Annotated in this window: 16 protein-coding genes and 1 pseudogene; 4 read left to right on the plus strand and 13 right to left on the minus strand. The window is 69.9% G+C overall.

The features are described from left to right. Positions 1–16: 16 nt before the first annotated feature. The 5 genes from SPRI_RS08775 to SPRI_RS08795 all read right to left on the minus strand — a co-directional run bounded on the left by SPRI_RS08775 (position 17) and on the right by SPRI_RS08795 (position 8,309). Entirely contained in the window at positions 17–1,408 is a 1,392-nt protein-coding gene (locus SPRI_RS08775; protein ID WP_005310519.1) for a hypothetical protein, read from the minus strand. An 8-nt stretch (positions 1,409–1,416) separates the two neighbouring features. After that, positions 1,417–4,281 (minus strand): stealth conserved region 3 domain-containing protein, encoded by a 2,865-nt coding sequence (locus SPRI_RS08780; protein ID WP_005310520.1) that lies wholly within the window; start codon positions 4,279–4,281, stop codon positions 1,417–1,419. Between the two features lie 10 nt (positions 4,282–4,291). Then, complete coding sequence (locus SPRI_RS08785) at positions 4,292–5,236, minus strand: hypothetical protein (RefSeq protein ID WP_005310521.1); 945 nt, start codon at positions 5,234–5,236, stop codon at positions 4,292–4,294. Beyond that, positions 5,233–7,029 carry a stealth family protein gene (locus tag SPRI_RS08790; protein WP_005310522.1) on the minus strand — a complete coding sequence of 599 codons (1,797 nt, stop codon included), beginning with the start codon at positions 7,027–7,029 and terminating at the stop codon, positions 5,233–5,235. The genes SPRI_RS08785 and SPRI_RS08790 overlap by 4 nt, the downstream gene beginning before the upstream one ends. Before the next feature lie 167 nt (positions 7,030–7,196). Further along, positions 7,197–8,309: a PLL family lectin gene (locus SPRI_RS08795; RefSeq protein WP_238996209.1), complete on the minus strand. Its 1,113-nt coding sequence runs from the start codon at positions 8,307–8,309 to the stop codon at positions 7,197–7,199. Positions 8,310–8,513: 204 nt separating this feature from the next. Here SPRI_RS08795 and SPRI_RS08800 point away from each other — a divergent pair, with 204 nt between their 5' ends. After that, positions 8,514–9,569 carry an LCP family protein gene (locus SPRI_RS08800; protein WP_037773498.1) on the plus strand — a complete coding sequence of 352 codons (1,056 nt, stop codon included), beginning with the start codon at positions 8,514–8,516 and terminating at the stop codon, positions 9,567–9,569. Between the two features lie 140 nt (positions 9,570–9,709). On the opposite strand, the gene SPRI_RS08805 is transcribed toward SPRI_RS08800, so the two are convergent. Then, positions 9,710–10,798: a PLL family lectin gene (locus SPRI_RS08805; RefSeq protein ID WP_050791451.1), complete on the minus strand. Its 1,089-nt coding sequence runs from the start codon at positions 10,796–10,798 to the stop codon at positions 9,710–9,712. A 124-nt stretch (positions 10,799–10,922) separates the two neighbouring features. Here SPRI_RS08805 and SPRI_RS08810 point away from each other — a divergent pair, with 124 nt between their 5' ends. Continuing rightward, the gene (locus SPRI_RS08810) at positions 10,923–11,324 is read left to right on the plus strand and encodes a PIN domain-containing protein (protein WP_053556831.1); all 402 of its coding nucleotides are present in this window, start codon (positions 10,923–10,925) and stop codon (positions 11,322–11,324) included. Between the two features lie 10 nt (positions 11,325–11,334). On the opposite strand, the gene SPRI_RS08815 is transcribed toward SPRI_RS08810, so the two are convergent. From SPRI_RS08815 to SPRI_RS08840, 6 genes are all read right to left on the minus strand, one after another. Next, positions 11,335–12,849, minus strand: coding sequence for an amino acid permease (locus tag SPRI_RS08815; protein ID WP_005310527.1), 1,515 nt, complete (start codon positions 12,847–12,849; stop codon positions 11,335–11,337). Positions 12,850–13,044: 195 nt separating this feature from the next. After that, positions 13,045–14,958 carry a 1-deoxy-D-xylulose-5-phosphate synthase gene (gene dxs, locus SPRI_RS08820; RefSeq protein WP_005310528.1) on the minus strand — a complete coding sequence of 638 codons (1,914 nt, stop codon included), beginning with the start codon at positions 14,956–14,958 and terminating at the stop codon, positions 13,045–13,047. Between the two features lie 187 nt (positions 14,959–15,145). Further along, on the minus strand, positions 15,146–16,435 hold the full coding sequence (locus SPRI_RS08825) for a sugar ABC transporter permease (RefSeq protein ID WP_005310529.1): 1,290 nt from the start codon (positions 16,433–16,435) through the stop codon (positions 15,146–15,148). After that, positions 16,432–17,220, minus strand: coding sequence for an ATP-binding cassette domain-containing protein (locus SPRI_RS08830; RefSeq protein WP_005310530.1), 789 nt, complete (start codon positions 17,218–17,220; stop codon positions 16,432–16,434). The genes SPRI_RS08825 and SPRI_RS08830 overlap by 4 nt, the downstream gene beginning before the upstream one ends. Before the next feature lie 208 nt (positions 17,221–17,428). Then, entirely contained in the window at positions 17,429–18,541 is a 1,113-nt protein-coding gene (locus tag SPRI_RS08835) for a substrate-binding domain-containing protein (RefSeq protein ID WP_037773503.1), read from the minus strand. 122 nt (positions 18,542–18,663) lie between these two features. Beyond that, a complete protein-coding gene (locus tag SPRI_RS08840) occupies positions 18,664–19,863 on the minus strand; it encodes an ROK family transcriptional regulator (RefSeq protein WP_005310532.1) in 1,200 nt (399 codons plus the stop codon). An 827-nt stretch (positions 19,864–20,690) separates the two neighbouring features. Here SPRI_RS08840 and SPRI_RS39730 point away from each other — a divergent pair. Next, positions 20,691–21,329: pseudogene (locus SPRI_RS39730) on the plus strand (transposase); the annotation flags it as partial. A gap of 96 nt (positions 21,330–21,425) precedes the next feature. Then, on the plus strand, positions 21,426–21,965 hold the full coding sequence (locus SPRI_RS08850; protein WP_005310535.1) for a GNAT family N-acetyltransferase: 540 nt from the start codon (positions 21,426–21,428) through the stop codon (positions 21,963–21,965). Positions 21,966–22,147: 182 nt separating this feature from the next. Here SPRI_RS08850 and SPRI_RS08855 read toward each other — a convergent pair whose 3' ends face one another. After that, positions 22,148–22,774, minus strand: a complete 627-nt coding sequence (locus SPRI_RS08855; protein ID WP_005310538.1) for a TetR/AcrR family transcriptional regulator — start codon at positions 22,772–22,774, stop codon at positions 22,148–22,150. Between the last annotated feature and the right edge of the window lie 58 nt (positions 22,775–22,832).

Raw genomic sequence — 22,832 nt, forward strand, 5'->3', positions numbered from 1 at the left:
GCTCACCGGCGGGTGTTCACCAGGCGGGTTCGTGCGGAAGGTGCTCGCACGCGCTCCCGCAGGTCTCCCGGGCGCGGGTGGAGGCGCTCAGCCAGCTGCCGTCCGGGATTCCGTGGATCTTGAGGGTGAGCACGGTCGGGCTCGAACGGAGCGCGCTGAAGACCGAGACGAACTCGACCCGGTGCACACCGGGCTTCCAGTCGTGCGGGTGCTTCACACTCCAGGTGCCGTCCTCCTTGACGCGGGTCTCCGCGATCAACCGCCCGCCTTCCAGGACCATCACCTTGCTCACGCCTCGCGCGGCCGTGCCGGAGAACCTCGGCCGGGGGCCGCTCCACGCACCCTCGCGTGGGCCGAGGACGGCAGGCGCCTCCACGTGGTCGGCGACGGTGAAGCCCACGGCGGCCGCCGGCGACACGCCTCGATCGTCGAGCCCGACGGCCTGCAGGACGTGCTCACCTGCGGGCCACGCCACGACGCGCCGCCACATCCACCGGCCCTCCGCGTTGACCGAAGTGCCGCCGATGTACTCGCCGGCGCCGGTGAAGAACAGCAGATACGTGGTGCCCGGGTCTGCCGTGCCCGTGAACTTCAGCTGCCCGCTCACCGTCTGCCCGTGCACCGGCGAGACCACGACGGGAGGCCTTCCGGAGTGGGGCGGGCCGACCAGTGCGGACTCGGGGTGCTGCACCGTGAACTCGGGCAGCACCGGCGGAAAGTCGCCTGGTACCAGGCTCTGGGGGTCGACGAGGCCCTGCGGGGTGCCCGGAACGGACTGGAGGGCCGTGGCGAACAGTCTGGCCACCTCCCGGGCGCCCGGCTCGTTGAAGTGGGTCGAGTCGATGATCCCTTCGGGGTGGTTGGGATGCGCCCCGGCGTCCTCCCACCGGAACAGGCCCCTCGCCCTCGTGCAGCCGACCTGCTCCAGCATCCGGGTGGTGAGCAGATTGAGGTCGACGACCCCCGCCCCGGTCTCCGCGGCCGCGTCCCGCGCGTACTGCGGATATCCGTCGTGCGTGTCCACCACGTTCCCGTGGACGTCGAAGACGCAGCGCGCGGCGGGGGTGACCACGACCGGTGTCGCCCCTTCGCCGCGGATGGCCTCCACGTAGAGACGCAGATACTCCTTGAACTCACGCGGGCCGTGGTAGCGGAGAGGTACGTTGACGCGCTGCTCGACGGCCCCGAAGTCGATCGCCACGAAGTCGCCGGGTTCCAGGCTGTTCAGCAGCTTCACGAAGCGGTCGGTGAAGTAGCCGCGCAGGGTCATCGCGTCGCGCGCGTAGTTCTTGACCTCGTAGCCGGGCCCCAGGAACTCGTGGAGGTACTGCCCCCAGCCGGCCATCGGGGATTCGCTCCGGCTGCGCGAGGTGGCGACGGAGTTTCCGAGGATGCAGAACTTGTTCACGCTGTTCCTTACAGAGGCCAGCCGGGAAGGTGGCCGGCATGGAAGAGTCGGTTGCGCGCCGATCCCGCCTCGAACTGGCTGGCGATCGGGAAATAGCTGGGAAGGAAGGCGGCGAGCGTCGCGTCCTGCTCGTCCTCCGAGACGTCGCCGTCGTGGAAGTCGTTCAGACAGAACACGTCGTTGGAGCGCGCCGAGAGCAGGTGGTTGAGCTTCTTGACCTGCTCGCTGATACCGACGTTCACGAAGCCGCTGGAGATGCTGCCCGGCACGCTGCGTTCGGTGTAGTAGCCGAAGTAGTGGTGCAGCGAGGAGGCGACCGACACGTCGGAGCGGTCCCTCAGCTGGCTCGCGGCCGTGGCCCGCAACTGGTCGGGGAAGGTCCGTTCGAGGTCGTACATCACGCTGCGCCGCAGCGGGTGCGGCGCGTGGATGAACGAATTGACCAGCAGACGCCCGAACGCCCAGGAGACGAGCTCCCTGTTGTTCTTCGCCGCGCTGCGGCTGTATTCGTCGGTCGGCCGGACCGGGTTCATGGGGATGGCGTTCGACGACATGAAGTGCTTCGACTGCCCGTTGCCGAGGAAGAAGAGGCTCGGCTGGATCGGCTTGGCCACGAAGACGTCGTCGTTGAAATACAGGAACTGCTCGGACAGATCCTCGATGTGGTGCATCCGGCTCTCGATGGCGTGCGAGTTGTACGTGGGCAGCACGCCGTCGTCGCCGAAGATCTCGGTGTGGTCGACCACCCTTACCCGCGGGTGCGCGGGGTCGAGCCAGGCCGGCACCTGTCGGTCCGTCACGATGTAGATGTTGCGGATCCACGGCGCGTACATGTCCAGCGACCGCAGGGAGTAGCGCAGTTCGTCGCGGTTGCGGAAGCGCGCGGCGCTGGCCGCGGCGTCCTCCGTGTCCATGCCCTTCGCGGCGAGCACCGCGTTCTTCCGCTCCAGCCAGTCGACGTCCGATCCGTCGACCCAGGTGTAGACGGCGTCGATGGGGAAGGCGACGTCGTGGTGCAGGGTCTGCTCGAACGGGGTGATCGTCGGATACCTGCGCCCGCCAAGGACCGTGGGCACCCGGGTCAGCGCCTCCTTGGGGATCCGGGATCCGATCAGGGTGCGCAGCGGTGAGGTGATGTGGTCGGGCTCCTCCGGGTCCTCCTCCCAGAAGGAGATCGTGCACCCGTAGGCCGCCCCCAGCCGCAGGGTGCGCGCGGGGGTGACCACGTTCTGGTAGACCCGCACGCCGGCGCAGGGCGTGTTCACATGCTCGGTGGCCATCGAGGCCAGCGTCGTCGTCATGGCGGCGTCGGAGTCGTTGAGCAGGGCCATGTACACGGCCTGGCCCTGGCAGCTGTCGGCGAGGGCCTTGAGCGCCGCCTCCCGCTGTCCCACGAAGACGGCGAGGCTGTGCCTGATCTTGGACGTACGCGTCACGAAGTACGGGATTCCGCCCTGTTCGAGGGCGTTCGCGGCCAGGGCAAGGTTGGCCTGCATCACGTCGAACGGCGTCTCGGCGTCGGTGACCCGGCAGATCTGTCCCCCGTCCCGCACGAGCCCCGTCGCGCCCTGGAGGACGCGCTGCTCCGCGTTCGCGAGACGGCGGGAGTGCCGGGTGCTCGGCGGCGCGGCGGCGGCCGGCCGCCCCTTGCCGTCGACTCCGCAGTGCAGGGCGTACGCCGCCACACGCTCCGCCTTCATCAGCTCGCGGCGGCCGGAGGACAGATCGGCCCGCAGCGCGGCGAGCAGCATCTCCCACCCGTCCGTGGGCCGGAACCTGGCGGCGTACGCGGCGGCCGACCGGCCCATCGAATGGCGCATCTCCTGCTGCTCGATCACCGCGGTCAGGACCGACGCGAGGGCCTCGACGTCCCCCGGGGTCACCAGCAGGCCGGTCTGGCCCTCCATCACGACGTCGCGGGTGACGCCCGGCGCGTCGTAGGCGATGACCGGGACCCCCGCCGCCTGCGCCTCCATGAGGGAGAGACCGACGGCGTCCTCGTCGGCGATGCTCACCGCGATGCTCGCCTTCGCCCACTCCTCCGCCAGGTGGGGCGCCTCGCCGATGAACTGCACACTGCTCTGGAGACCCAGCTGGTCCCGGCGCTGCCGCAGGGCCCTGCCGTACGGCCCGTCACCGAGGATGCGCAGCGTCCACATGGGGTGGAGGCCGCTGACCTTGGCCCAGGCGGCGAGCACGTCGCCCGTCCGCGACCCCTTCTCCAGCCGGGAAGCCATGGTCACCATGCGCGTCTCCAGGGTGGAGCGCGGGCGGAAGCCCTCGGGCAGGCCCGGCGGCAGGTGCGTCAGCCTGGCCGCACCGGGGCCGAAGGTGTCGGCGAACCACTGCTCCGAGCGCGCGCCGGAGAAGGTGAGGGCGTCGCACCGTGCGCCGTACAGGGCCAGGGGCTCCCGCTCCGCTCCCCCGCTCTCCACGGCGCGCTGCTCATGGTGGACGGTGAGCACGCGTGCGGGCGCGAACCGGGCCACGTAGGCGAGCAGCGCCGGAGAGGTGGGGACGATGACGTCCGCGTCGATGCCCTGGAGGAAGTACTCCAGTTCGATGTCGGCGAGCCGGTGGTACAGGCCGTCCCAGCGCCGTTCGACGATCTCGCTGGGCATGGCGGCCAGCGCCGCCCCGGTCGTGGCGTCCGGTCCCGAGCCGCGCACGGCCTGGTGGACCGGGTCCGCCGCCTCGACGAGGAACTGGACGGCGACCCGCTCGTCCGGGGAGACGAAACGCCTGCGCCTCGCCTTGAAGACGCTGACGACACGGACCTCATGGCGGTCGGCGAGCAGGGACGCATGCTGGAACACGGCGCGTTCGGCATCGCTCATGACATCCGCACGCGCCAGCAGGAACGCGATCTTCATAAAGAACCCTCTACTTGCCCTCTGCCTCACGGCTGCAGGTGAGCCGGAAGTTGCCCGCCGGCGTGTAGCGGGGCTCGACCACCATCAGCCGCTCCCGCTGCGGAGCGACCGTGACCTTGCGCATGCCGAACACCTTGCCGGGGTCGCGCACGTCGTGCAGTCGCCTGGCCAGCCGCAGCGGACGCCTGCGGCCCCCGGGGTGCACCATGACGTCCCAGTGCACGCGCCGACCGCTGTCGGGGACCATCTCGGACAGCGGCACCTCGACCCGCCACAGTCCCGGGACCGTCTCGAACAGGGGCCGCTCGATGCTGTGTCCGGCGGCCACGAACTCGGCCACCGGGCTGTCGGCGCGCACGCCGTAGAGGTAGAGGTCCAACTCCACCCCGGAGTGGGCCGTGTGGACGTTCGCGACCTCGGCCGCCGGGCTGGCCTCGCTGCACACGACCCGCGCGTCGCCGCGCACGGTGCGGCCCACGCGGTAGCGGTCGCCGGTGACCGGCGAGACGCTCATCGCCCCGGTCGGGCCGCCGGTGGGAGCGGGAAGCTCACGGAGCAGCAGGGGCAGCCGGCGCGATCTGTTCCCGGCGGCGACCCGCAGCCGCAGCTTCCAGCGTCCGCGCCCGACCGGCAGTCCGCCGGCCTGCTCCCCGAAGAGGACGGCCGCGTCCATCAGCAGACGGCCTCCGCTCTCGTACACCCTCGCGGGCACCCGGTGGCGGCTGCCACGGCGCCGGACGAGGATCTCCGCGCTGTCCGCCGTCTCGAGGGACGGCGGCAGCACGGCGTGGAGGTTGAGCGTCTGGCCGTCGAGGAGTGCCGCGTAGCGCAGCACGGCGGTGCTGCTCTCCCGCCGGGGCAGGAAGAAGCGGGTCATCACCCTGAGGCGGACGGCGCCGAAGCGGGCGCGGACGCCACGGCGCGCGGCGCCCAGGCGTCTGCGGACACGGCTCATGCGCTCAGCCCCAGGCCGCCGGTACGCGGGGCCTCGAGCGCGTCGGCGCCTGCCTGCTCGTACGGGCTGGGAACGGGGAAGTACGTGTTCAGGAACGTGTCGATCATGCGCGCCTGGGCATCGGGGTCGTCGGCCACGACGGTGTCGTTGATGCAGAACGTGTCGAAGTCCCGCTTCGCGAGCAGCGAGTTCAGACGCCGCTGGGCGAGCTTGTCCGCGAGGTCGATGTAGACGTACCGGATGTCGCCGACGGTCGCCCGGGCGGAGTGGTACGCGTAGTAGTGGTGCAGCGACGAGGCGATGGGCACGTCGTGCGGTGAGCGGAAGCGGGAGTGCTGGGTGACCCGGTGCGCCTGGGCGTAGACCTGCTCGATCTCGTCGAGGACGCTGCGCCGCAGGGCGTGCGGGGTGTGCTTCATCTTCTGCGAGATGACCGTGCCGAACTGCTGGGCGATCAAGCCTCGGCTGTTCTTGCCGGCCGCGTTCACCGGCAGGTCGTCGGGGCCCGCGCTGCCCGAGGGGATCAGCGCCTTGGACATGAAGAACTTGGTCAGTCCGTTGGGGTGGAAGAACTGCCCGGGCCGGACGGGACGGCCGAAGAAGACGTCGTCGTTCAGGTACAGGAAGTGCTCGGCGAGGTTCGGTATGTGGTGCAGCTGGCTCTCGATCGCGTGCGAGTTGAAGGTCGGCAGCGCGTCCGGGTCCGAGAAGATCTCACGGTGGTCCACGACCCGCAGTCCGGGGTGGTCGGTGTTCAGCCACCTCGGCACCTGGCCCGCGGTGACGAGGTGGATCCGGCGCACCCACGGGGCGTACTGGTGAAGGGCGCGAAGGGAGAAGAGGAGTTCGTCGCGGCTGGTGTAGCGGGAGTCGTTGGCGGCCTGCTCGTGCAGGGGCGGCGCGTCGGCCTCGGTCTTCCCGTCGCGCACCGCGTCCCTGACGGCACGCCACTTCGGGTCGTCGCCGTCGACCCAGGTGTAGACGACGTCGATCGGGAAGAGGTGGTCCTCGGGGAGCGGCGCCGCGAACTCGGGGAGCGTACGGGCGTAGCCGGTCGTGTAGGCGGGCGGGACGGTGCTGAACAGCGTCTGCGGAGCCCATCCGGTCTCCCGGGCCGCCGGCACCTCGGTCACCACGCGGTTGGGTCGCGGAGCGACGAGCCGGCCGTCGGACTCCGTCCAGAACTCGAGGTCACAGCCGGACTCCGCGCCGAAGACGAGTTCGCCGGTCGGGTCGCACACGTACCAGGCCAGGCGCAGGACCTTCGTTGACGTCAGCCGGCGCCAGGTCTTCGCGGAGGCTCCCGGGTGCATCCGGGCGGCGCTGGTGCCGACGTAACCGGGGTTGCGTCCGAACACCAGCCGCAGCACTTCCTCCACGTCGCCCCTGGAACCGGAGGGCACGGCCACGCACGGAAGGGGGCCGGACACGCCGCGGACGCAGAAGTAGTCGATGTCCGCGGCCTCGAGGGCGGCGACGACGATGTGCAGGTTCCGCGCCCGTGCGGCCCATGCGGTCGCTCCGGGCACAAGGGTGGCACGGGCGTGCCTGCCGCCCACCTTCACGACCTTGAGCAGCGCGGCGGCACTGTGGCGGGCCGGCTTGCGGCGCCCGCCGAGCATCCAGACGACCGTGGCGGTTCGCACCGCGTCGGCGAGCGCCAGTGCGGCCATGACGGCGTTACGCAGCGGCTGCGGGACCCGCCGGACAATCTTCCTACGCGCACGGACCGGCACGAGAGATCGATAAGTCGACACAAGCGCACTGGCCTCGGGGTTATCGAGGCTGACCACTGAACTACCGCACCATCCCAGACGAGGCACGCCGCGCCCCTGCCAGCGGCGCTGCTGCAGATTGGCGGCCCGGCGCGGTCGTCACGGCCCCCCCATGAGACGCACACCCAAGATCGACAGAGAAACCGATCACCCCACTTTGAAGTGATCGATCACGCGCAGGATCTTCACATTTTCTTTCGCCATTTGTCCAGTAGAAAACCTTCATCCGACACCTTCTGTCGGGTAAGCCACAGCTGATGCCGATCCGCCAGGGCGGCAGCGACCATGCGGCCGTCGGTTCCCGTGCACACGGCCGGCACCACGGACGGCGCGCCGGTGTCGGTCTCCGACCACCACGCGCCCGCCGATTCCTGCTCGGTGGGATGTGCCGTGAAGGAGACCCGCCCGGGACCGGACTCCTGGGCCAGGACCGTGCAGTCGTATCCGCCGATCACGGCGCGGGTCGCCACCAGCGGCCCGGCGCCGACGGCCTGCACGAGCGGGTGCGCGTAGGGCGAACGCCCCGGGGCCCAGACGTTGACGACTCCCCCGCCGTCGAGGAAGTACAGCGAGACGGAGCCGGAGCTGGTCGCGAGGGCGGTGAACGCGCCCGGCGCCGCGACGGCGTCGAGCTGACCGCTCAGGACGAACTTGCCGCCGTCCTCCTCCTGCGTGAACCACCGGATCGCGCGCGCTCCCGGCACGAAGAGCTGCACCCGGCCCGCGCCGTCGGTCGCCGCAGCCAGAAGATCGCCGGTCCTCGCACCCCCGAGGTCCTGCCAGCCGCGCCAGCCCCGAGCGCTCTGCACCCGGCAGCTCACACCGCCGCCGCCGTTGCGCACGAAGACACAGAGCCGGCCGTCGGCGTCTACGGCCGCGGCGGGATGCCCCGTCCACGGACCGGTCCTGTTCGGATGCCCCAGCGACGTCCACCCCAGCACCGGCCGTCCGGTCTGGAACTGCACGGCGTGCGTCAACTCCACCTCGTCGCCCGAGCCGGTACGACGAATGCCTACGAGATGGACATATCGGTCCACGCCTTGAGCGACCGTCAGGTCGGCGGTGAGCCCGTCATGGGCCAGCCGGTCCGGCTCCGACCACCCCGAGCGGCCTTCGGTCCAGCGCAGCACCGCACCCTCGACGGGTGCGTAGGCACTGAAAAGCCCTTCTTTTCCGCAGGTCAGCCACGAACCCGTCAGAAGGGAGGCACCGAGCGTGCCGTCCTCGCGGGACGGGCGGGTGCGTGCAGTAGCCATCTCAATCCAGTGCGTAGAAAAGGACCGGTCGGGTTCATTCACCCGTTGATCGTTGGATCACCATAGTGTGTTCACTGTACGATCACTTCCGCCGCTGCCCTGCTCGGGGTACGCACTTCGGAAACCGAAAGCCGTCCCCACCGGCCCGATCGTGCGCCTTCGCGACAGCAGCCTCCCCCATGAACGGCCATCACGGCGACGCGATGACACATGCCCGGACGGGCTCAGCACGAAGGTTGGACGACCATGACTGACGAAGGTGGCCGCAGGAAACGGGGCCGGACCCGGAAGCGACCCGTGCTCCGCATCGTTCTAGGGACACTGCTGGTACTCGTCCTCGCGGCGGCCGGCACCGGCTACTGGCTGTACAGCCGCCTCGACGGCAACATCGAGTCGATCGACATCGACGACGCCGTCAACGGCGAACGGCCGGAGAAGCTCGCCACCGGCGCCCGGGACATCCTCGTGCTCGGCTCCGACTCACGCTCGGGCGACAACAAGGGCCTGGCGGGCGGCGACGTGGGCGGCACCGCGCGCTCCGACACGGCGATGGTGGTCCACATACCCGAGGGCCGGCAGCAGGCCGTCGCCGTGAGCATCCCGCGCGACACCCTGGTGAGCCGGCCCGAGTGCACCAAGAAGGACGGCTCCAAGCTCCCTGCCGCGGAGCGGGTGATGTTCAACTCCGTCTACACCAGCGCCGGTCCCGCGTGTGTGATCAGCACCGTGGAGAAGATGTCCGGTGTCCGGATCGACCACTACATGGAGATCGACTTCTCCGGGTTCAAGGAACTGGTCGACGCGATAGGCGGCGTGACCGTCGACGTGAAGGAACCGATCCACGACGAGGAGTCCGGCCTCGACCTCACGGCCGGATCCCACAAGCTCGACGGCACGCAGTCCCTGGCGTTCGTCAGGACCCGGCACGGCATCGGCGACGGCAGCGATCTCGGCCGCATCGGCCTCCAGCAGCAGTTCATGATGGCGCTGCTCAGCGAGGTGAAGTCGCAGGACCTGCTGGGCAGTCCCGCCAAGTCGTTCAAGATCGCCGACTCGCTGACCCAGTCGCTGACGACCGACTCCGGGCTCGACTCCCTCACGAAACTCGCCGAGTTCGCCCGCAGCATGGACGGCGTCGACCCCGCCTCGATGGAGACGATCATGCTGCCCGTCGCCTACGACAAGGTGGACCCGAACCGGGTCGTGGCCGCCGAACCCCAGGCGACCGAGCTGTGGAAGGCGATCCGCGAGGACTCCGAGATCCCGGAATCCGCGAAGAAGTCGCCCGCGACGGGCGGCTGACGGACCGCCGGCCGAGGAAGCCACGGCGACCGCGCCTCGCGCACGCCGTGGCTTCCGCGTCCCCGCTCAGGCCCGGCCCTCCGGCCGCCCGGCCCCTCCGGTCAACGATCGCGAGGACTTCGGGCCCGCCCCCGGCGGCCTCACCGCAGGGGCTTCCAGCTCCCCAGGGCGAACCCGCCCTCTTCGGTCTTCTGCCTGCTGACGATCGGGCTGCCGTCCGGCGCCAGGGCCATCGCGACCAGACCGTGCCCGCCGTGCTCCCGCAGAGCCAGCGACAGGTGGCCGGCGCCGGTGGTCGTGCGGGTCCACCAGCCGCCCGCCGACTCGTCCTCGGTGGGGTACGCGGCGAACGCCACCTGCCCCTGGTCCGCCTCCTGGGCGAGGACCGTGCAGTCGTGGCCGTCGATGACCAGTCGCGAAACCACCAGCGGCCCGGGCCCCGCGGCGTCCATCAGCGGGCGGGGCTCCGGCAGCCGGCCGGGTGCCCAGACCTGGATCACCCCGTCGTCATCGGTGTAGAAGAGCGAGACGGTCCCGGAGGCCGTGGCGAGCGCGGCGAAGGCTCCCCCCGGCGCCGCCTGGACGTCCAGCCGGTCCGCCGGGGCGAAGGCCGCACCCGGCTTCTCCTGGGTGAACCGGGTGATCTGCTTGCGTCCCGGTACGAAGAGTTCCACCAGTCCATCCCCGTCGGTGGCGACCGCCAGGGTGTCCCCGGTCCCGCGTCCGCCCAGGTCCTGCCAGCCGCCCCAGCCGCCGCGGATCCCCTGGACCCGGCAGCTCACGCCGTTGCCGCCGTTGCGCAGGAACACACAGACCCGGCCCTCGCCGTCGACCGCGGCCACCGGATCGCCGGTCCACCGGCGGACCTTGTTGGGGTGACCGAGCGCGTGCCAGCCGAGCAGGGGGCGACCGGTCTGGAACTGCACCGCGTGCACCAGCTCCAGTTCCTCCTGCCCCTCGGCGTCGGTGCCGGTCCGGCGCAGGCCGATGAGATGGACGTAACCGTCCGCTCCCTGGGCGACGGTGAGCACCGGCATCAGTCGGGGTGCGTCGAGCCGATCCGGCCCGCGCCAACCGGACGGCGTCTCCGTCCGGCGCAGCACCGCGCCGTCCGCCGGCGCGTACGCGGTGAGGAGACCGTCCGTGCCACGGGTCAGCCATCGGCCCGACAGCCGTGTCTCATGTGCCCGGTCTCGGTCTCGAAGCGTGGTCGCACGCTCAGTTGGCATGGGAGGTCCAGTGCGTCGGAACGGGTCGAAGGAGCCGGCAAGTCACCTCACCGGCCGGTCAATTCTGGCACCACCACCGGGCCGTGAACGCCGCGGCCCCGGTGCACCCTGCGACCCTGGTGCCATGAACGAGCTTCCCCTGCTTCTGATCGTGGACGGCGCCAACGTCGTCGGCTCCGTCCCCGACGGGTGGTGGCGCGACCGCTTCGGCGCGGCGGAGCGGCTGCGGGACCGGCTGGCCGCCACGGCGCCGGAGGGGATCGCCGGGGAACCCGGGCCCGTGGAGGTGCTGCTCGTCGTGGAGGGGGCGGCCCGGGGCGTCGGGTCCGTGCCCGGCGTCATGGTGGAGCCGGCACCAGGGAGCGGCGACGACCTGATCGTGGAGAGGGTGCGGGCGGCGGCCGGCCGGACCTGCGTGGTCGTCACGGCCGACCGCGAGCTGCGGCGAAGGGTCGAGGCGCACGGCGCGCGGTGCGTGGGCCCGCGTGCCGTGCGCCGTGCGGAGACCGGCCGGTCCGGCGACTGACGGCCGGCCGCTACCGCCCGACCGTGGTGTCGCCGCGGCCGAGACGGCTGTTCCGGCGGCCGTACAGGGCGTACACGACGAAGCCGATCGCCATCCAGACGGCGAACCGGAACCACGTCTCGCCCGGCAGGTTGAGCATGAGCCACACCGAGGCCGCGACCGACAGGATCGGGACGAGGGGCACCAGCGGAGTACGGAACGCACGGTGCAGGTCGGGCCGGGTACGACGCAGGATGATCACGCCGAGTGCGACGACGACGAACGCGAAGAGCGTGCCGATGTTCACCAGGGTGGCCAGCTCGTTGATGCTGGTGAAGCCGGCGACGATCGCGATGATGACACCGAGGAGGATCGTCGGGCGGTACGGGGTGCGGAACCGCGGGTGGGTCTTGGAGAAGAACCGCGGCAGCAGGCCGTCGCGGCTCATGGCGAAGAACACCCGGGTCTGCCCCAGCAGCAGGATCATGCACACCGTCGTCAGGCCGACCGCCGCGCCGAAGCTGATGACGCCCGCGAAGAACGGATGGCCGGTCGCCTTGAAGGCGTCGGCGAGCGGCGCGCTGATCGACAGCTCGGTGTAGTGCTGCATGCCGGTCACCACGAGGGACACGGCGACGTAGAGCACGGTGCAGATGAGCAGCGACCCCAGGATGCCGCGCGGCATGTCGCGCTGCGGCAGCTTGGTCTCCTCGGCCGCCGTGGCCACCACGTCGAAACCGATGAAGGCGAAGAAGACGATCGACGCGGCGGTGAAGATGCCCATGACGCCGAAGTTCGTGGGCTCGTAGCCGAACAGCAGCTGCACCAGCGGCGCGTCCCAGCCGCTGCCCTCGATCTGGCCCTGCTTCTCGGGGATGAAGGGGTCGTAGTTGGCGGCCTTGACGAAAAACAGGCCCGCGACGATGACGATCAGGACCACGCCGACCTTGATGGCCACGACCACGGCGGTGATGCGTGCGGAGAGCTTCATACCGACGACGAGGATCGCCGTCAGCACCAGGATGAGGATGAAGGCCAGCAGGTCGAACGTGCCGCCCTCCACATCAGGGCCCTGCAGGCCGGCGGGTAGGTTCCACCCCACGTTGTCCATCAGCGAACGCACGTAACCCGACCAGCCGACCGCGACCACCGCCGTGCCGAGCGCGAACTCCAGCACCAGGTCCCAGCCGATGATCCAGGCGGGCAGTTCGCCGAGCGAGGCGTACGCGAAGGTGTAGGCGGAGCCGGCCACCGGGACGGTGGAGGCGAACTCGGCGTAGCACAGTGCGGCAAGGGCACAGACGATGCCGGAGGCGACGAAGGCGAGTGCGGTCGCGGGGCCGGCGTTGTTCTTGGCGACGGTGCCGGTGAGGACGAAGATGCCGGTGCCGATGATGACACCCACGCCGAACACCGTGAGGTCCACGGCGGAGAGGGACTTCTTGAGTGCGTGCTCCGGCTCTTCGGTGTCCCGGATCGACTGCTCGACGGGCTTGGTTCTGAAGACACCTCGCCTGCCGCCGGACGGGTCAGTATCTGTGCTCACCCCTGCACCTCCACACTTGTCGTCCTCGCCATGATCGGGACGGTGCGTGGTCCACGGAGAGCCGGAACAGGTGGAGTTCGACCGAATGGGCCGAAGGGACCACCCTTTCAGGGTTACCCTCCGGCCCGGGGCCGGAACGTCGTGCACACGATCCGTGCCATTCGTCCACGGATCGACTGCATCGTGCGAGGCGCCTCAGTCGCGGGCGGGCTCGACCGCCTCACTGTCGATGCGGCCGTCGAGCTTGGAGACCAGACCCGTGACCTGACGGGCGATGTCCGGTGCGGTCAGGCCGATCTCCGCCATGACCTCCTTGCGGGAGGCGTGGTCGAGGAAACGGGGCGGGATGCCGAAGTCGCGCAGCGGCACGTCCACGCCCGCGTCGCGCAGCGCCTGGGCGATCGCCGATCCGACGCCGCCGACCCTGCTGTTGTCCTCGACGGTGACGACGACCCGGTGCTGCTCCGCGAGCGGTGCGAGCGCCTCGTCGACGGGCTTGACCCAACGGGGGTCGACGACGGTGGTCGAGATGCCCTGGGCGTCGAGCAGGTCGGCGATCTCCAGGCACATCGGGGCGAGGGCGCCGACGGAGACCAGCAGGACGTCGGGCCGTTCCGCCTCCGGCCGGCGCAGCACGTCCATGCCGCCGGCCTTGCCCACTGCCTTGACGGCCGGCCCGACCGCGCCCTTGGAGAAGCGGACCACGGTCGGCGCGTCGTCGACCTCGACGGCCTCGCGCAGCTGGGCGCGGACCTGGTCGGCGTCGCGCGGGGCGGCGATCCGCAGGCCCGGGACGACCTGAAGGATCGACATGTCCCACATGCCGTTGTGCGAGGCGCCGTCGGTGCCGGTGACGCCGGCCCGGTCCAGTACGAAGGTCACACCGCACTTGTGCAGGGCGACGTCCATCAGGACCTGGTCGAAGGCGCGGTTGAGGAAGGTGGCGTAGACGGCGAAGACGGGGTGCAGGCCGCCGGTCGCCAGGCCCGCGGCCGAGACCGCGCCGTGCTGCTCGGCGATGCCGACGTCGTAGACCCGCTCGGGGAACGCCTTGGCGAACCGGTCGAGGCCGACGGGCTGGAGCATCGCGGCCGTGATGGCGACGATGTCCTCGCGCTCCTTGCCGAGCTTGACCATCTCCTCGCCGAACACCGAGGTCCAGTCGAGGCCGGAGCTCGAGATGGGCAGTCCCGTGTCGGGGTGGATCTTGCCGACGGCGTGGAAGCGGTCCGCCTCGTCCGCCAGGGCGGGCTGGTAGCCGCGGCCCTTCTCGGTGAGGCAGTGGACGATGACGGGGCCGCCGAAGCGCTTGGCGCGGGCGAGGGCCGACTCGAGCGCCTCGATGTCGTGGCCGTCGATGGGGCCGACGTACTTGAGGCCGAGGTCCTCGAACATGCCCTGCGGGGCGATGAAGTCCTTCAGGCCCTTCTTCGCGCCGTGCAGCGTGCCGTACAGCGGCTTGCCGACGACGGGGGTGCGCTCGAGGAGGTCCTTGCCGCGGGCGAGGAAGCGCTCGTAACCGTCGGTGGTGCGCAGGGTGGCCAGGTGGTTGGCGAGGCCGCCGATGGTCGGCGCGTACGAGCGCTCGTTGTCGTTGACGACGATGACCAGCGGGCGGTCCTTGGCGGCGGCGATGTTGTTCAGCGCCTCCCAGGCCATGCCGCCCGTGAGGGCGCCGTCGCCGATGACGGCCACCACGTGGTCGTCCTTCTTCAGGACCTCGTTGGCCTTGGCGAGGCCGTCGGCCCAGCCGAGCACGGTGGAGGCGTGCGAATTCTCGATGACGTCGTGCTCGGACTCGCCCTGCGAGGGGTAGCCGGACAGCCCGCCCTTCATCTTGAGCCTGGAGAAGTCCTGGCGGCCGGTCAGCAGCTTGTGGACGTAGCTCTGGTGCCCGGTGTCCCAGAGGACCTTGTCCTTGGGGGACTCGAAGACACGGTGGAGGGCGATGGTCAGCTCGACCACGCCCAGGTTGGGTCCGAGGTGCCCACCGGTCTTGGAGACGGCGTCCACCAGGAAGGTGCGGATCTCTGCGGCCAGCTGCTCCAACTGCTCCGGGCCGAGCCGGTCCAGGTCGCGCGGTCCCCTGATACGGGAAAGCAGTGCCACCCGTGCCTCCTTGCATTCGAGCTGCATCCGAGCCGATCGACTCTGGGCTGATCGACCTTGCCGATTGCCCGAGTCTAATGTTCCGTGCACGCGCCCGGTCATCGGGCGGTGGGTTCTGTGTCACGTCTATGACGTGACACAGCAGTGCCCGGCACCGCTGCGCGGCACCGGGCACTGTGCGGTCGTACTAGGCGCGACCTGCGGTCTTCTGCGTCTTACGGGTGACGGAGTCGATCACGACCGTCGCCAGCAGGACACCACCGGTGATCATGTACTGGATCGGCGTCGCGATGCCCTCCAGGGCGAGTCCGTACTGGATCGAGACGATGACCATGACGCCCAGCAGGGCGTTCCAGGTGCGGCCCCGGCCACCGAAGAGGCTGGTGCCGCCGATGACGGCCGCGGCGATGACGTTCATCAGCAGGTCGCCGGCGCCGGCGCTCTGGTTGGCCGCCGCGATCTTGGAGGCCCAGAACAGACCGCCGACGGCCGCGAACAGCCCGGCCAGGGCGAAGACCGAGATGCGCACCGCGGTGACGTTGATACCGGCACGGCGCGAGGCCTCGACGCTGCCGCCGAGCGCGAAGATCTTGCGGCCGTAGGCGGTACGGCGGAGCACGAAGTCCGTGATCACGAGGACGGCCAGGAACAGCACCAGCGCCAGGGGCAGGCCCTTGTACTGGTTGAACATGGCGGCCGCGGCGAACGCGATGACCGCGAGGATCACCGTGCGCATGATGATGTCCGAGAGCGGCCGGGACGGGACGCCGGCCGCGGCGCGGCGGCGGTTGTCGAAGAAGGACGACAGGAAGAAGCCGACCACGGCGACGGCGGCGAGCCCGTAGGCGGCCGCGATGTCGGAGAAGTAGTACGTGGTCAGCTGTCCGACGACACCCTCGCCGTCCAGGTTGATCGTGCCGTTCTCACCGAGCAGCTGCAGCATGAAGCCGAGCCAGAACAGCAGGCCGGCCAGCGTCACGGCGAACGCCGGGGCGCCGATCTTGGCGAAGAAGAAGCCGTGCACGGCGCCGATGGCGGCACCGCTGGCCAGGGCGACGACCACCGCCAGCCATTCGTTCATCCCGTGCGTCACGCTCAGCACGGCGACGATCGCGCCGGAGACGCCGCTGACGGAGCCGACCGACAGGTCGATCTCACCGAGCAGCAGCACGAAGATGATGCCGACGGCCATCATGCCGGTGGCGACCATCGTGACGGCGATGTTGCTCAGGTTCTCCGCCGAGAGGAACTGCGAGTTCATGGTCTGGAAGATCACCGCGATGACGATCAGACCGATGACGACCGGGATCGACCCGAGGTCGCCGGCGTGCACCTTGCGCTTGAACTCGGAGAAGTAGCCCTTGAGCCCCTGCTCACGCACCAGCAGACGAGGGTCGACCGCGGTCAGCGCGTCATGCGCCGCGTCCGGGTTGACCACCTTCGTGCCGGTGGCCGTGGGGGTCTTTTCCGTGGTCACTTCGTAACCTCCGCGTTGCGCGCCGCACGGCGGGTCACGGCGTTGTCCGTGGCACCGGTGATGGCGGAGATGATCTCTTCCTGCGAGGTCGACTTGACCTCGAAGACACCGTTGTTCCTGCCCAGCCGGAGCACGGCGACCTTGTCGGCGACCGCCTTGACGTCGGCCATGTTGTGGCTGATGAGAACGACGGCGTGGCCGCGCTCCCGCAGCCGCTCCACGAGGTCGAGCACCTGTGCGGTCTGCTCGACACCGAGAGCGGCGGTGGGCTCGTCGAGGATGACGAGCTTGGGCTCGCCGAGCATCGAACGGGCGATGGCCACGGTCTGGCGCTGACCGCCGGAGAGCGAGGCGATCGGGATACGGACGCTGGGGATACGGATCGACAGCGTCTTCAGCAGTTCGAGGGCGCGTCGCTCCATCTCGACCTCGTCGAGCACGCCGCGCTTGCGCAGCTCCCGGCCGAGGTAGAGGTTGCCGACGACGTCGATGTTGTCGCACAGCGCGAGGTCCTGGTAGACGGTCGCGATGCCGAGGTTCTGGGCGTCGTGCGGACGGTTGATGGAGACCCGCTTGCCCTCCCACTCGATGGCGCCTTCATCGATGGGGTGCACACCGGCGATCGTCTTGACCAGCGTGGACTTTCCGGCGCCGTTGTCGCCGACCAGGGCGACCACCTCACCGGCGTGGACCTCAAGCTCTACGTCGGTGAGCGCCTGGACGGCACCGAACCGCTTGGAGACCCCGCGCAACGCCAACACGGGCGTAGCGGACACGTGAACCATCTCCTTCGCCGCCTGACCGGCGGGGATGCCGCGCCGGGGGAAATGCGGCGCGGAGGTTGAGCAGACTGGAAATGCAGCGAGTGTTCCGACCGGTGCCCCGACCGGCAGCGGGGGCTGATGGCGGGGCGGGGCACCGGAAGGTTTCTGCGGGCGCGGGCGCCCGGGCAGAGGCCGGAGCACCGGGGGGACCGGGCTCCGGCGTGCGGCCTTACTTCAGGCCCAGCTGGTCACACGCGGCCTTGAACTTCGGGGTGCAGATCTCGTTCACCGTGTAGACGCCGTCCTTCACGACGGTGTCCTTGATGTTGTCCTTGGTCAGCGACACCACCGGGACGAGGACCGACGGGATGGCCTTCTGGGAGGGGCTGTCGACCTTCTCCTTGGCGATCGCGTCGAGCGACTCGCCCTTGGCGAGCGCCACGGCCATCTCGGCGGCGGCGGAGGCCTCCGGCGCGTACGGCTTGTAGACGCTCATGAACTGCTCACCGGCGACGATGCGCTGGACACCGGCAAGCTCGGCGTCCTGGCCGGTGACCGGCGGGAGCTTGGTGAAGCCGGCCGACTTGAGGGCGGTGATGATGCCGCCCGCCATGCCGTCGTTCGCGGAGTAGACGCCGATGATCTTGTCCTTGCCGAGGGCCGAGATCGCGGCCTCCATGTTGGCGTTGGCGTTCTCCGGCTTCCACTCCTTGGTGTCGTACTCCTTGCCGACGTTCACCTTGCCGTCGAGCTCGGAGTGCGCACCCTTCTTGAACAGCGCGGCGTTCGGGTCGGTGACCGAGCCGTTCATCATGACGATCTGGCCGTCCTTGGCCTTGTCGCCGAGGGCCTCCACGAGGGCCTTGCCCTGGACCTTGCCGACCTCTTCGTTGTCGAAGGAGGTGTAGGCGTCGATCGGGCCCTCGGCGAGACGGTCGAAGGCGACGACGGGGATACCGGCGTCCTTGGCCTTCTTCACACCGCCGGCGATGGCCTTGGAGTCGACCGCGTCCACGATGAGGGCGTCGACCTTGTTGGTGATCATGGTGTCCACCTGCTGCGTCTGCAGCGTGGCGTCCTGCTTGGCGTTGGCGTAGACGACCTTCGCCTTGCCGTTCGTCAGCTCGCTGATCTTCTTCTCGATCAGCGGCTTGTCGAACTTCTCGTAACGAGCGGTCTGGTTCTCCGGAAGGAGCAGACCGATCGTGATGTTGTCGCCCTTCTTGGCGGCCGACTCTTCGGCGCTCTCGCCCGAGTCTCCGGCCTGGCCGCAGGCCGCGAGCGATACGGCCATCGCGGAAGCGGCGACAGCAACAGCAGCACGACGCAGATGTGCGTTCACGATGAGAAACCTCCCTGACGAGGCCGCGTCGCTGCGGCCGAGGTGGCTGGAAGTCAACTCGGCCCCGCCGCCAGCGTCAAGGAGTAAATCCTTAACGAGATGACAACGGTGCCATTCGTTATCTAAGTGAAGGCGGGCGCCCCGACCGGCAACGCACTGTCCAGAAGGGTCGAATCACCCATTTCGCTGAGCACGAGGGCCAGCGCGCCCAGCACTTCGGCACGCCCGCCCAGGGCACCGGGAGCCACGGAAAGCTGCCTCGCCGCACTGGGAATGGCGTAACGGGAGACGGACTCGCGAATGGGTCCCAGTACCAACTCTCCAGCCTCCGCCAAATCCCCTCCGAGCACCACCCGGCTCGGATTGAGGAGGTTGCACAGGTTGGCGACACCACTGCCGATGTGGCGCCCCACGTCCGCCACCACCCGGCGGCAGCCGGGGTCGCCGTCGCGCGCCAGCTGCACGACGCGCTCCATGGTCAGTTCGGCCCCGTGACTCGACTGGAGCAACGGCAGCACGTACCTGGCCGCCGTGAACGTCTCCAGGCAGCCGCGGTTGCCGCAACGGCACACCGGGCCCGACTCGTCCAGCGTGATGTGCCCGATCTCGCCGGCGGTACCGCCCGGACCCCGGTAGATCTGGCCGTCTATCACCAGGCCCGCGCCGACACCGCTCGCGACCTTGATGTACGCGAGGTCCTTCACGCCCCGGCCGCTGCCCCACACCATCTCGCCGAGCGCGCCCAGGTTGGCGTCGTTGTCGACGTACACGGGCACGCCCAGCCGGGCCGAGAGCTCCTCACTCGGATTGATGCCGGTCCATCCCGGCAGGATCGCCGTCGAACCCAGCGTGCCCGACTCCACGTCGATGGGGCCCGGCACGCCGAGCCCCACACCGATCACCTTGCCGAGACCGATCCCGGTGGCCTCCACCAGCCGGTTGACCAGCGCCTCCGCCCTGCCGAAGCCCTCCGCGGACGACGCGTCCACATCGAGCGGCTCGGCCTCCTCCGCCAGCACCTGGTGCGCGAGGTTGCCGATCGCCACGCGCAGGTGCGTATGGCCGAAGTCCACGCCGATCACGATGCCGGCGTCGCCGCTGAGCGAGACGCTGCGGGCCCTGCGGCCACCGGCCGAGGTCGGCGTCACCTCTACCGTGCCGCCGTCCTTGAGCTCACGGACGATGTTGGAGACGGTGGCCGCGGAGAGGCCGGTGCTCCTCGCGATCTCCGCCTGCGTCAGCGAGCCCGCCATGCGTACGGCACGCACGACGCGCTCGAGGTTGGCCCGGTGCAGAGATGTCTGCGATCCCGGAGTCTCCATTGACTCATCCACTCCTGCCCCCGGTGGGCGGCGCGACGGCCGCCCCCGGCCGGGGGCGCGCAGCGCGACCCCGACGTCTCTCCAACTTATGAACCCTAAGCTCAACCTTTTGGGCCTTATCCCGTCAAGACCTTGAGCGGAGCCAACCTCTGATGAGCGGGGCCGGGTCGGTGGTGCGGTGGGTGACGCCTCCTTTACGGAACGTGACGGTTCGCTGTGCGGCGTCACGTAGGGCGCGGCGATCTCGGGCGTGGCCGGGTGCTTGGGCGCGGCGATCTCGGGCGTGGCCGGGTGCTTGGGCGCGGCGTCGCGCGGGCCGGCGATCTCCGGCGCGACTGCCGGGCCGGGTGGGGCGGGTCCGCGGCCGGGGGTGGCCCGGTCCGTGGTGTGGCGGTCTCGGGGGGCTCGCGTCGGGCCGGGTCCGCGGGTGTGGCGGTCTCGGGGCTCGCGTCGGGCCCGGTCCGCGGGTGCGACGTCCTTGAGGCCGGCCCGGCCGGCGCCGGTGGGGGTGCGGGTGGCGGGGCCTCCGGAGGGGGGTGCCCGGAATGGCTTTCCTCACCGCGCTTCGCGCGAGTTGCGACGCTTTACTTCCGGACACCCCCCTCCTACGACCCCACCCCCCTCACGTCTCGTCCGGCCCTTGCGACCGGTGGTCGCAGCACCGCCCGCTTCCGGCCTGGCCCACTGGTTCGTCCGGAGCCCGGTCCCGCTCCCGCTCCCGCTCCCGCTCCCGCTCCCGGGGACAGCTGCCGGTTGGGGTGTTGGGGCGTCAACCCTCAACGGGGCCGGTCGGGACGCTCGGGTATGGGGGGCGTCGCCTCACAGGAGCGGGCGGACGCTCACCACGCCGCGAAGCTGCCGTCCCCGACGGCCGTTCGGTCCTGGCGGTGGACGTCCCACCGTGGCTGCGGTCGGACGCGCCGTGCTCGCCGGAGCGGCTGTTCTGCCACGTCTACGGCCGGGCGAAGACGGCCTCGCAGTTCATCCCCGGCCGACCGTACTCGTTCGTCGCGGTGCTGGAGACGGGCGCCACGCCCTGGGCGCAGATCCTGGACGCTGTTCGGCTCGGCCCGGCCGACGATGCCACCGCGGTCACCGCTTCCCAGCTCCGAGATGCCGTCGACCGGCTCATTACCACGGGCCAGTGGCAGCCCTGCGAGCCGGACATCCTCATCGTGACCGACGCCGGCTATGACGTCACCCGCCTGGCCCGGGTCCTGCGCGACCTCCCGGCCGAGCTGGTCGGGCGCGTCCGCGGCGACCGCGTGGTGCGTCTGCCGAAGCCGCCGCGGCTGCCCGGGACGAACGGCCGGCCGCCCAAGCACGGGCCGGAGTTCCGCTTCGCCGCGCCGGAGACCTGGCCCGAGCCCGCGGTCACCACCCGCACCGCCACCGCGAACCACGGCAAGGCCGTCACTCAGGTGTGGGACCGGGTCCACCCACGGCTCACCCACCGTGCTTCCTGGCGGGTGTGGTGAACGGCTGAGGCCTGGAGTGAGTCCGCCACTCTCACCTCGCCTGACTCCACATCGCCGCCATCTACATGGCTCTACGATCTTCGTATGAGCGAATGGAGCCTGGCGGGCGAAGAGCTGTCGACCGCCCGACTGTCACTGCGGCGTCCGACCGAAGCCGACATCGATGCGATCTTCGCGATCCACAGTGACCCCGCAACCTGCCTGCATAATCCCTCCGACGCCCTCGCCGGGCCCGAAGAGGCCCAGGAGCTCTATCAGCGCTGGAACAACCAATGGCAGAGCTGCGGATACGGGTACTGGGTTGTCCGACGCCACGACTCTGCCGTGCAACTGGGGTTCTGCGGGGTCAAGCCCATGGAGCTGAACGGCATGAAAGTTCTCAACCTCTTCTACCGTTTCGCCACTTCATCATGGGGTCAGGGCTTCGCCAGCGAGGCGGCGATCGCAGTCACCGACTGGGTATCGCGCCACGTTACCGACCTCCCGCTGATCGCCCGAGTCCGGCCGGCAAACGCTGCCTCGCAGCGCGTGGCGGTACGTGCCGGCCTGATGCGGGCAGAACATCTCGACGGCCCCGGATACGACGGCTTCGATTGGATCTACGCAGCGAAACTGCCTGGCTGAGCGCACTCCGAGTGTGTGGTCCCTCGCCGAAGGCCGTTCCACGTTCCGAGCTGAGCCACGAGGCACGGCGATCTCCCGTTCTGGCCCGTGCTGTGCAACCGAGCACTCGGGCCGCTCACCGCGAGCTGATGTCTCAGCTCAACAGCACCTCAGGCCGGTGCCGGTGAGGCCAGGAGTGGAAGTCACCGGGTCGTGGGCGCGGTCCGGCTGCTGTTGAAGATCCTGTCGAGGTGGTAGTGAAGTGCCGCGGTGGCAGACTCCGGCGTGCGCTGTCCGACGAGGATGCTGGTGCCCATGGTTGCTGTCATGGCGAGCAGGCTGATCGCCTCAGTGCGAGCATCGGCTCCAGCATCGGCTTGGCCCGTGTCCTGTGCCTGTTGGATCAGCTCAGTAAGGGCGTTCTCGGCGGCGTCAGGGTTGTCGATGAACGGCTGGGCGGCGAGGGCCTCGTCGGTCACGGACAGGATCGAGTAGGAGCTGTAGAGAAGGTGGAAGGTTCGGCTCTCCTCGTCGGTCGGCAGCGAGGCCAGCAGCAGTGCCTCGATGGTCGCGCGGGGGCCCGGGTTCTGGCCCGCAGCGGCGAGGCGGGCGCCGACGCGTGCGGTGAAGCGGTCGGTCAGGTGTTGGAGGCCGTGGAAAAGCAGCTTTTCCTTGGTCTGGAAGTAGTACTGCACCAGGCGCAGTGAGACGCCCGCCTCGGCGGCGACGTCGCGCATGCCGACCGCGTGCAGGCCCTGCCGCCCTGCGACCTGGATGAGTGCTTCAGCGATCTGGGTGCGGCGTTCATCGTGGTCCACGCGCTTGGGCATCCGTAGTGTCTCCGGCCGTGGTTGGGGTTGGTGGGTCGCCTGTCCGCCTCCGGTGCGG

It is taken from the genome of Streptomyces pristinaespiralis (assembly GCF_001278075.1).
GTDB classification, from domain to species: domain Bacteria; phylum Actinomycetota; class Actinomycetes; order Streptomycetales; family Streptomycetaceae; genus Streptomyces; species Streptomyces pristinaespiralis.

Excerpts from the sequence above, each read along its gene's own strand:
- SPRI_RS08780 (WP_005310520.1), bottom strand. The coding sequence starts at position 4,281 with ATGAAGATCGCGTTCCTGCTGGCGCGTGCGGATGTCATGAGCGATGCC.
- SPRI_RS08785 (WP_005310521.1), bottom strand. The coding sequence starts at position 5,236 with ATGAGCCGTGTCCGCAGACGCCTGGGCGCCGCGCGCCGTGGCGTCCGC.
- SPRI_RS08800 (WP_037773498.1), top strand. The coding sequence starts at position 8,514 with ATGACTGACGAAGGTGGCCGCAGGAAACGGGGCCGGACCCGGAAGCGA.
- SPRI_RS08805 (WP_050791451.1), bottom strand. The coding sequence starts at position 10,798 with ATGCCAACTGAGCGTGCGACCACGCTTCGAGACCGAGACCGGGCACAT.
- SPRI_RS08810 (WP_053556831.1), top strand. The coding sequence starts at position 10,923 with ATGAACGAGCTTCCCCTGCTTCTGATCGTGGACGGCGCCAACGTCGTC.
- SPRI_RS08830 (WP_005310530.1), bottom strand. The coding sequence starts at position 17,220 with ATGGTTCACGTGTCCGCTACGCCCGTGTTGGCGTTGCGCGGGGTCTCC.
- SPRI_RS08840 (WP_005310532.1), bottom strand. The coding sequence starts at position 19,863 with ATGGAGACTCCGGGATCGCAGACATCTCTGCACCGGGCCAACCTCGAG.
- SPRI_RS08850 (WP_005310535.1), top strand. The coding sequence starts at position 21,426 with ATGAGCGAATGGAGCCTGGCGGGCGAAGAGCTGTCGACCGCCCGACTG.
- SPRI_RS08855 (WP_005310538.1), bottom strand. The coding sequence starts at position 22,774 with ATGCCCAAGCGCGTGGACCACGATGAACGCCGCACCCAGATCGCTGAA.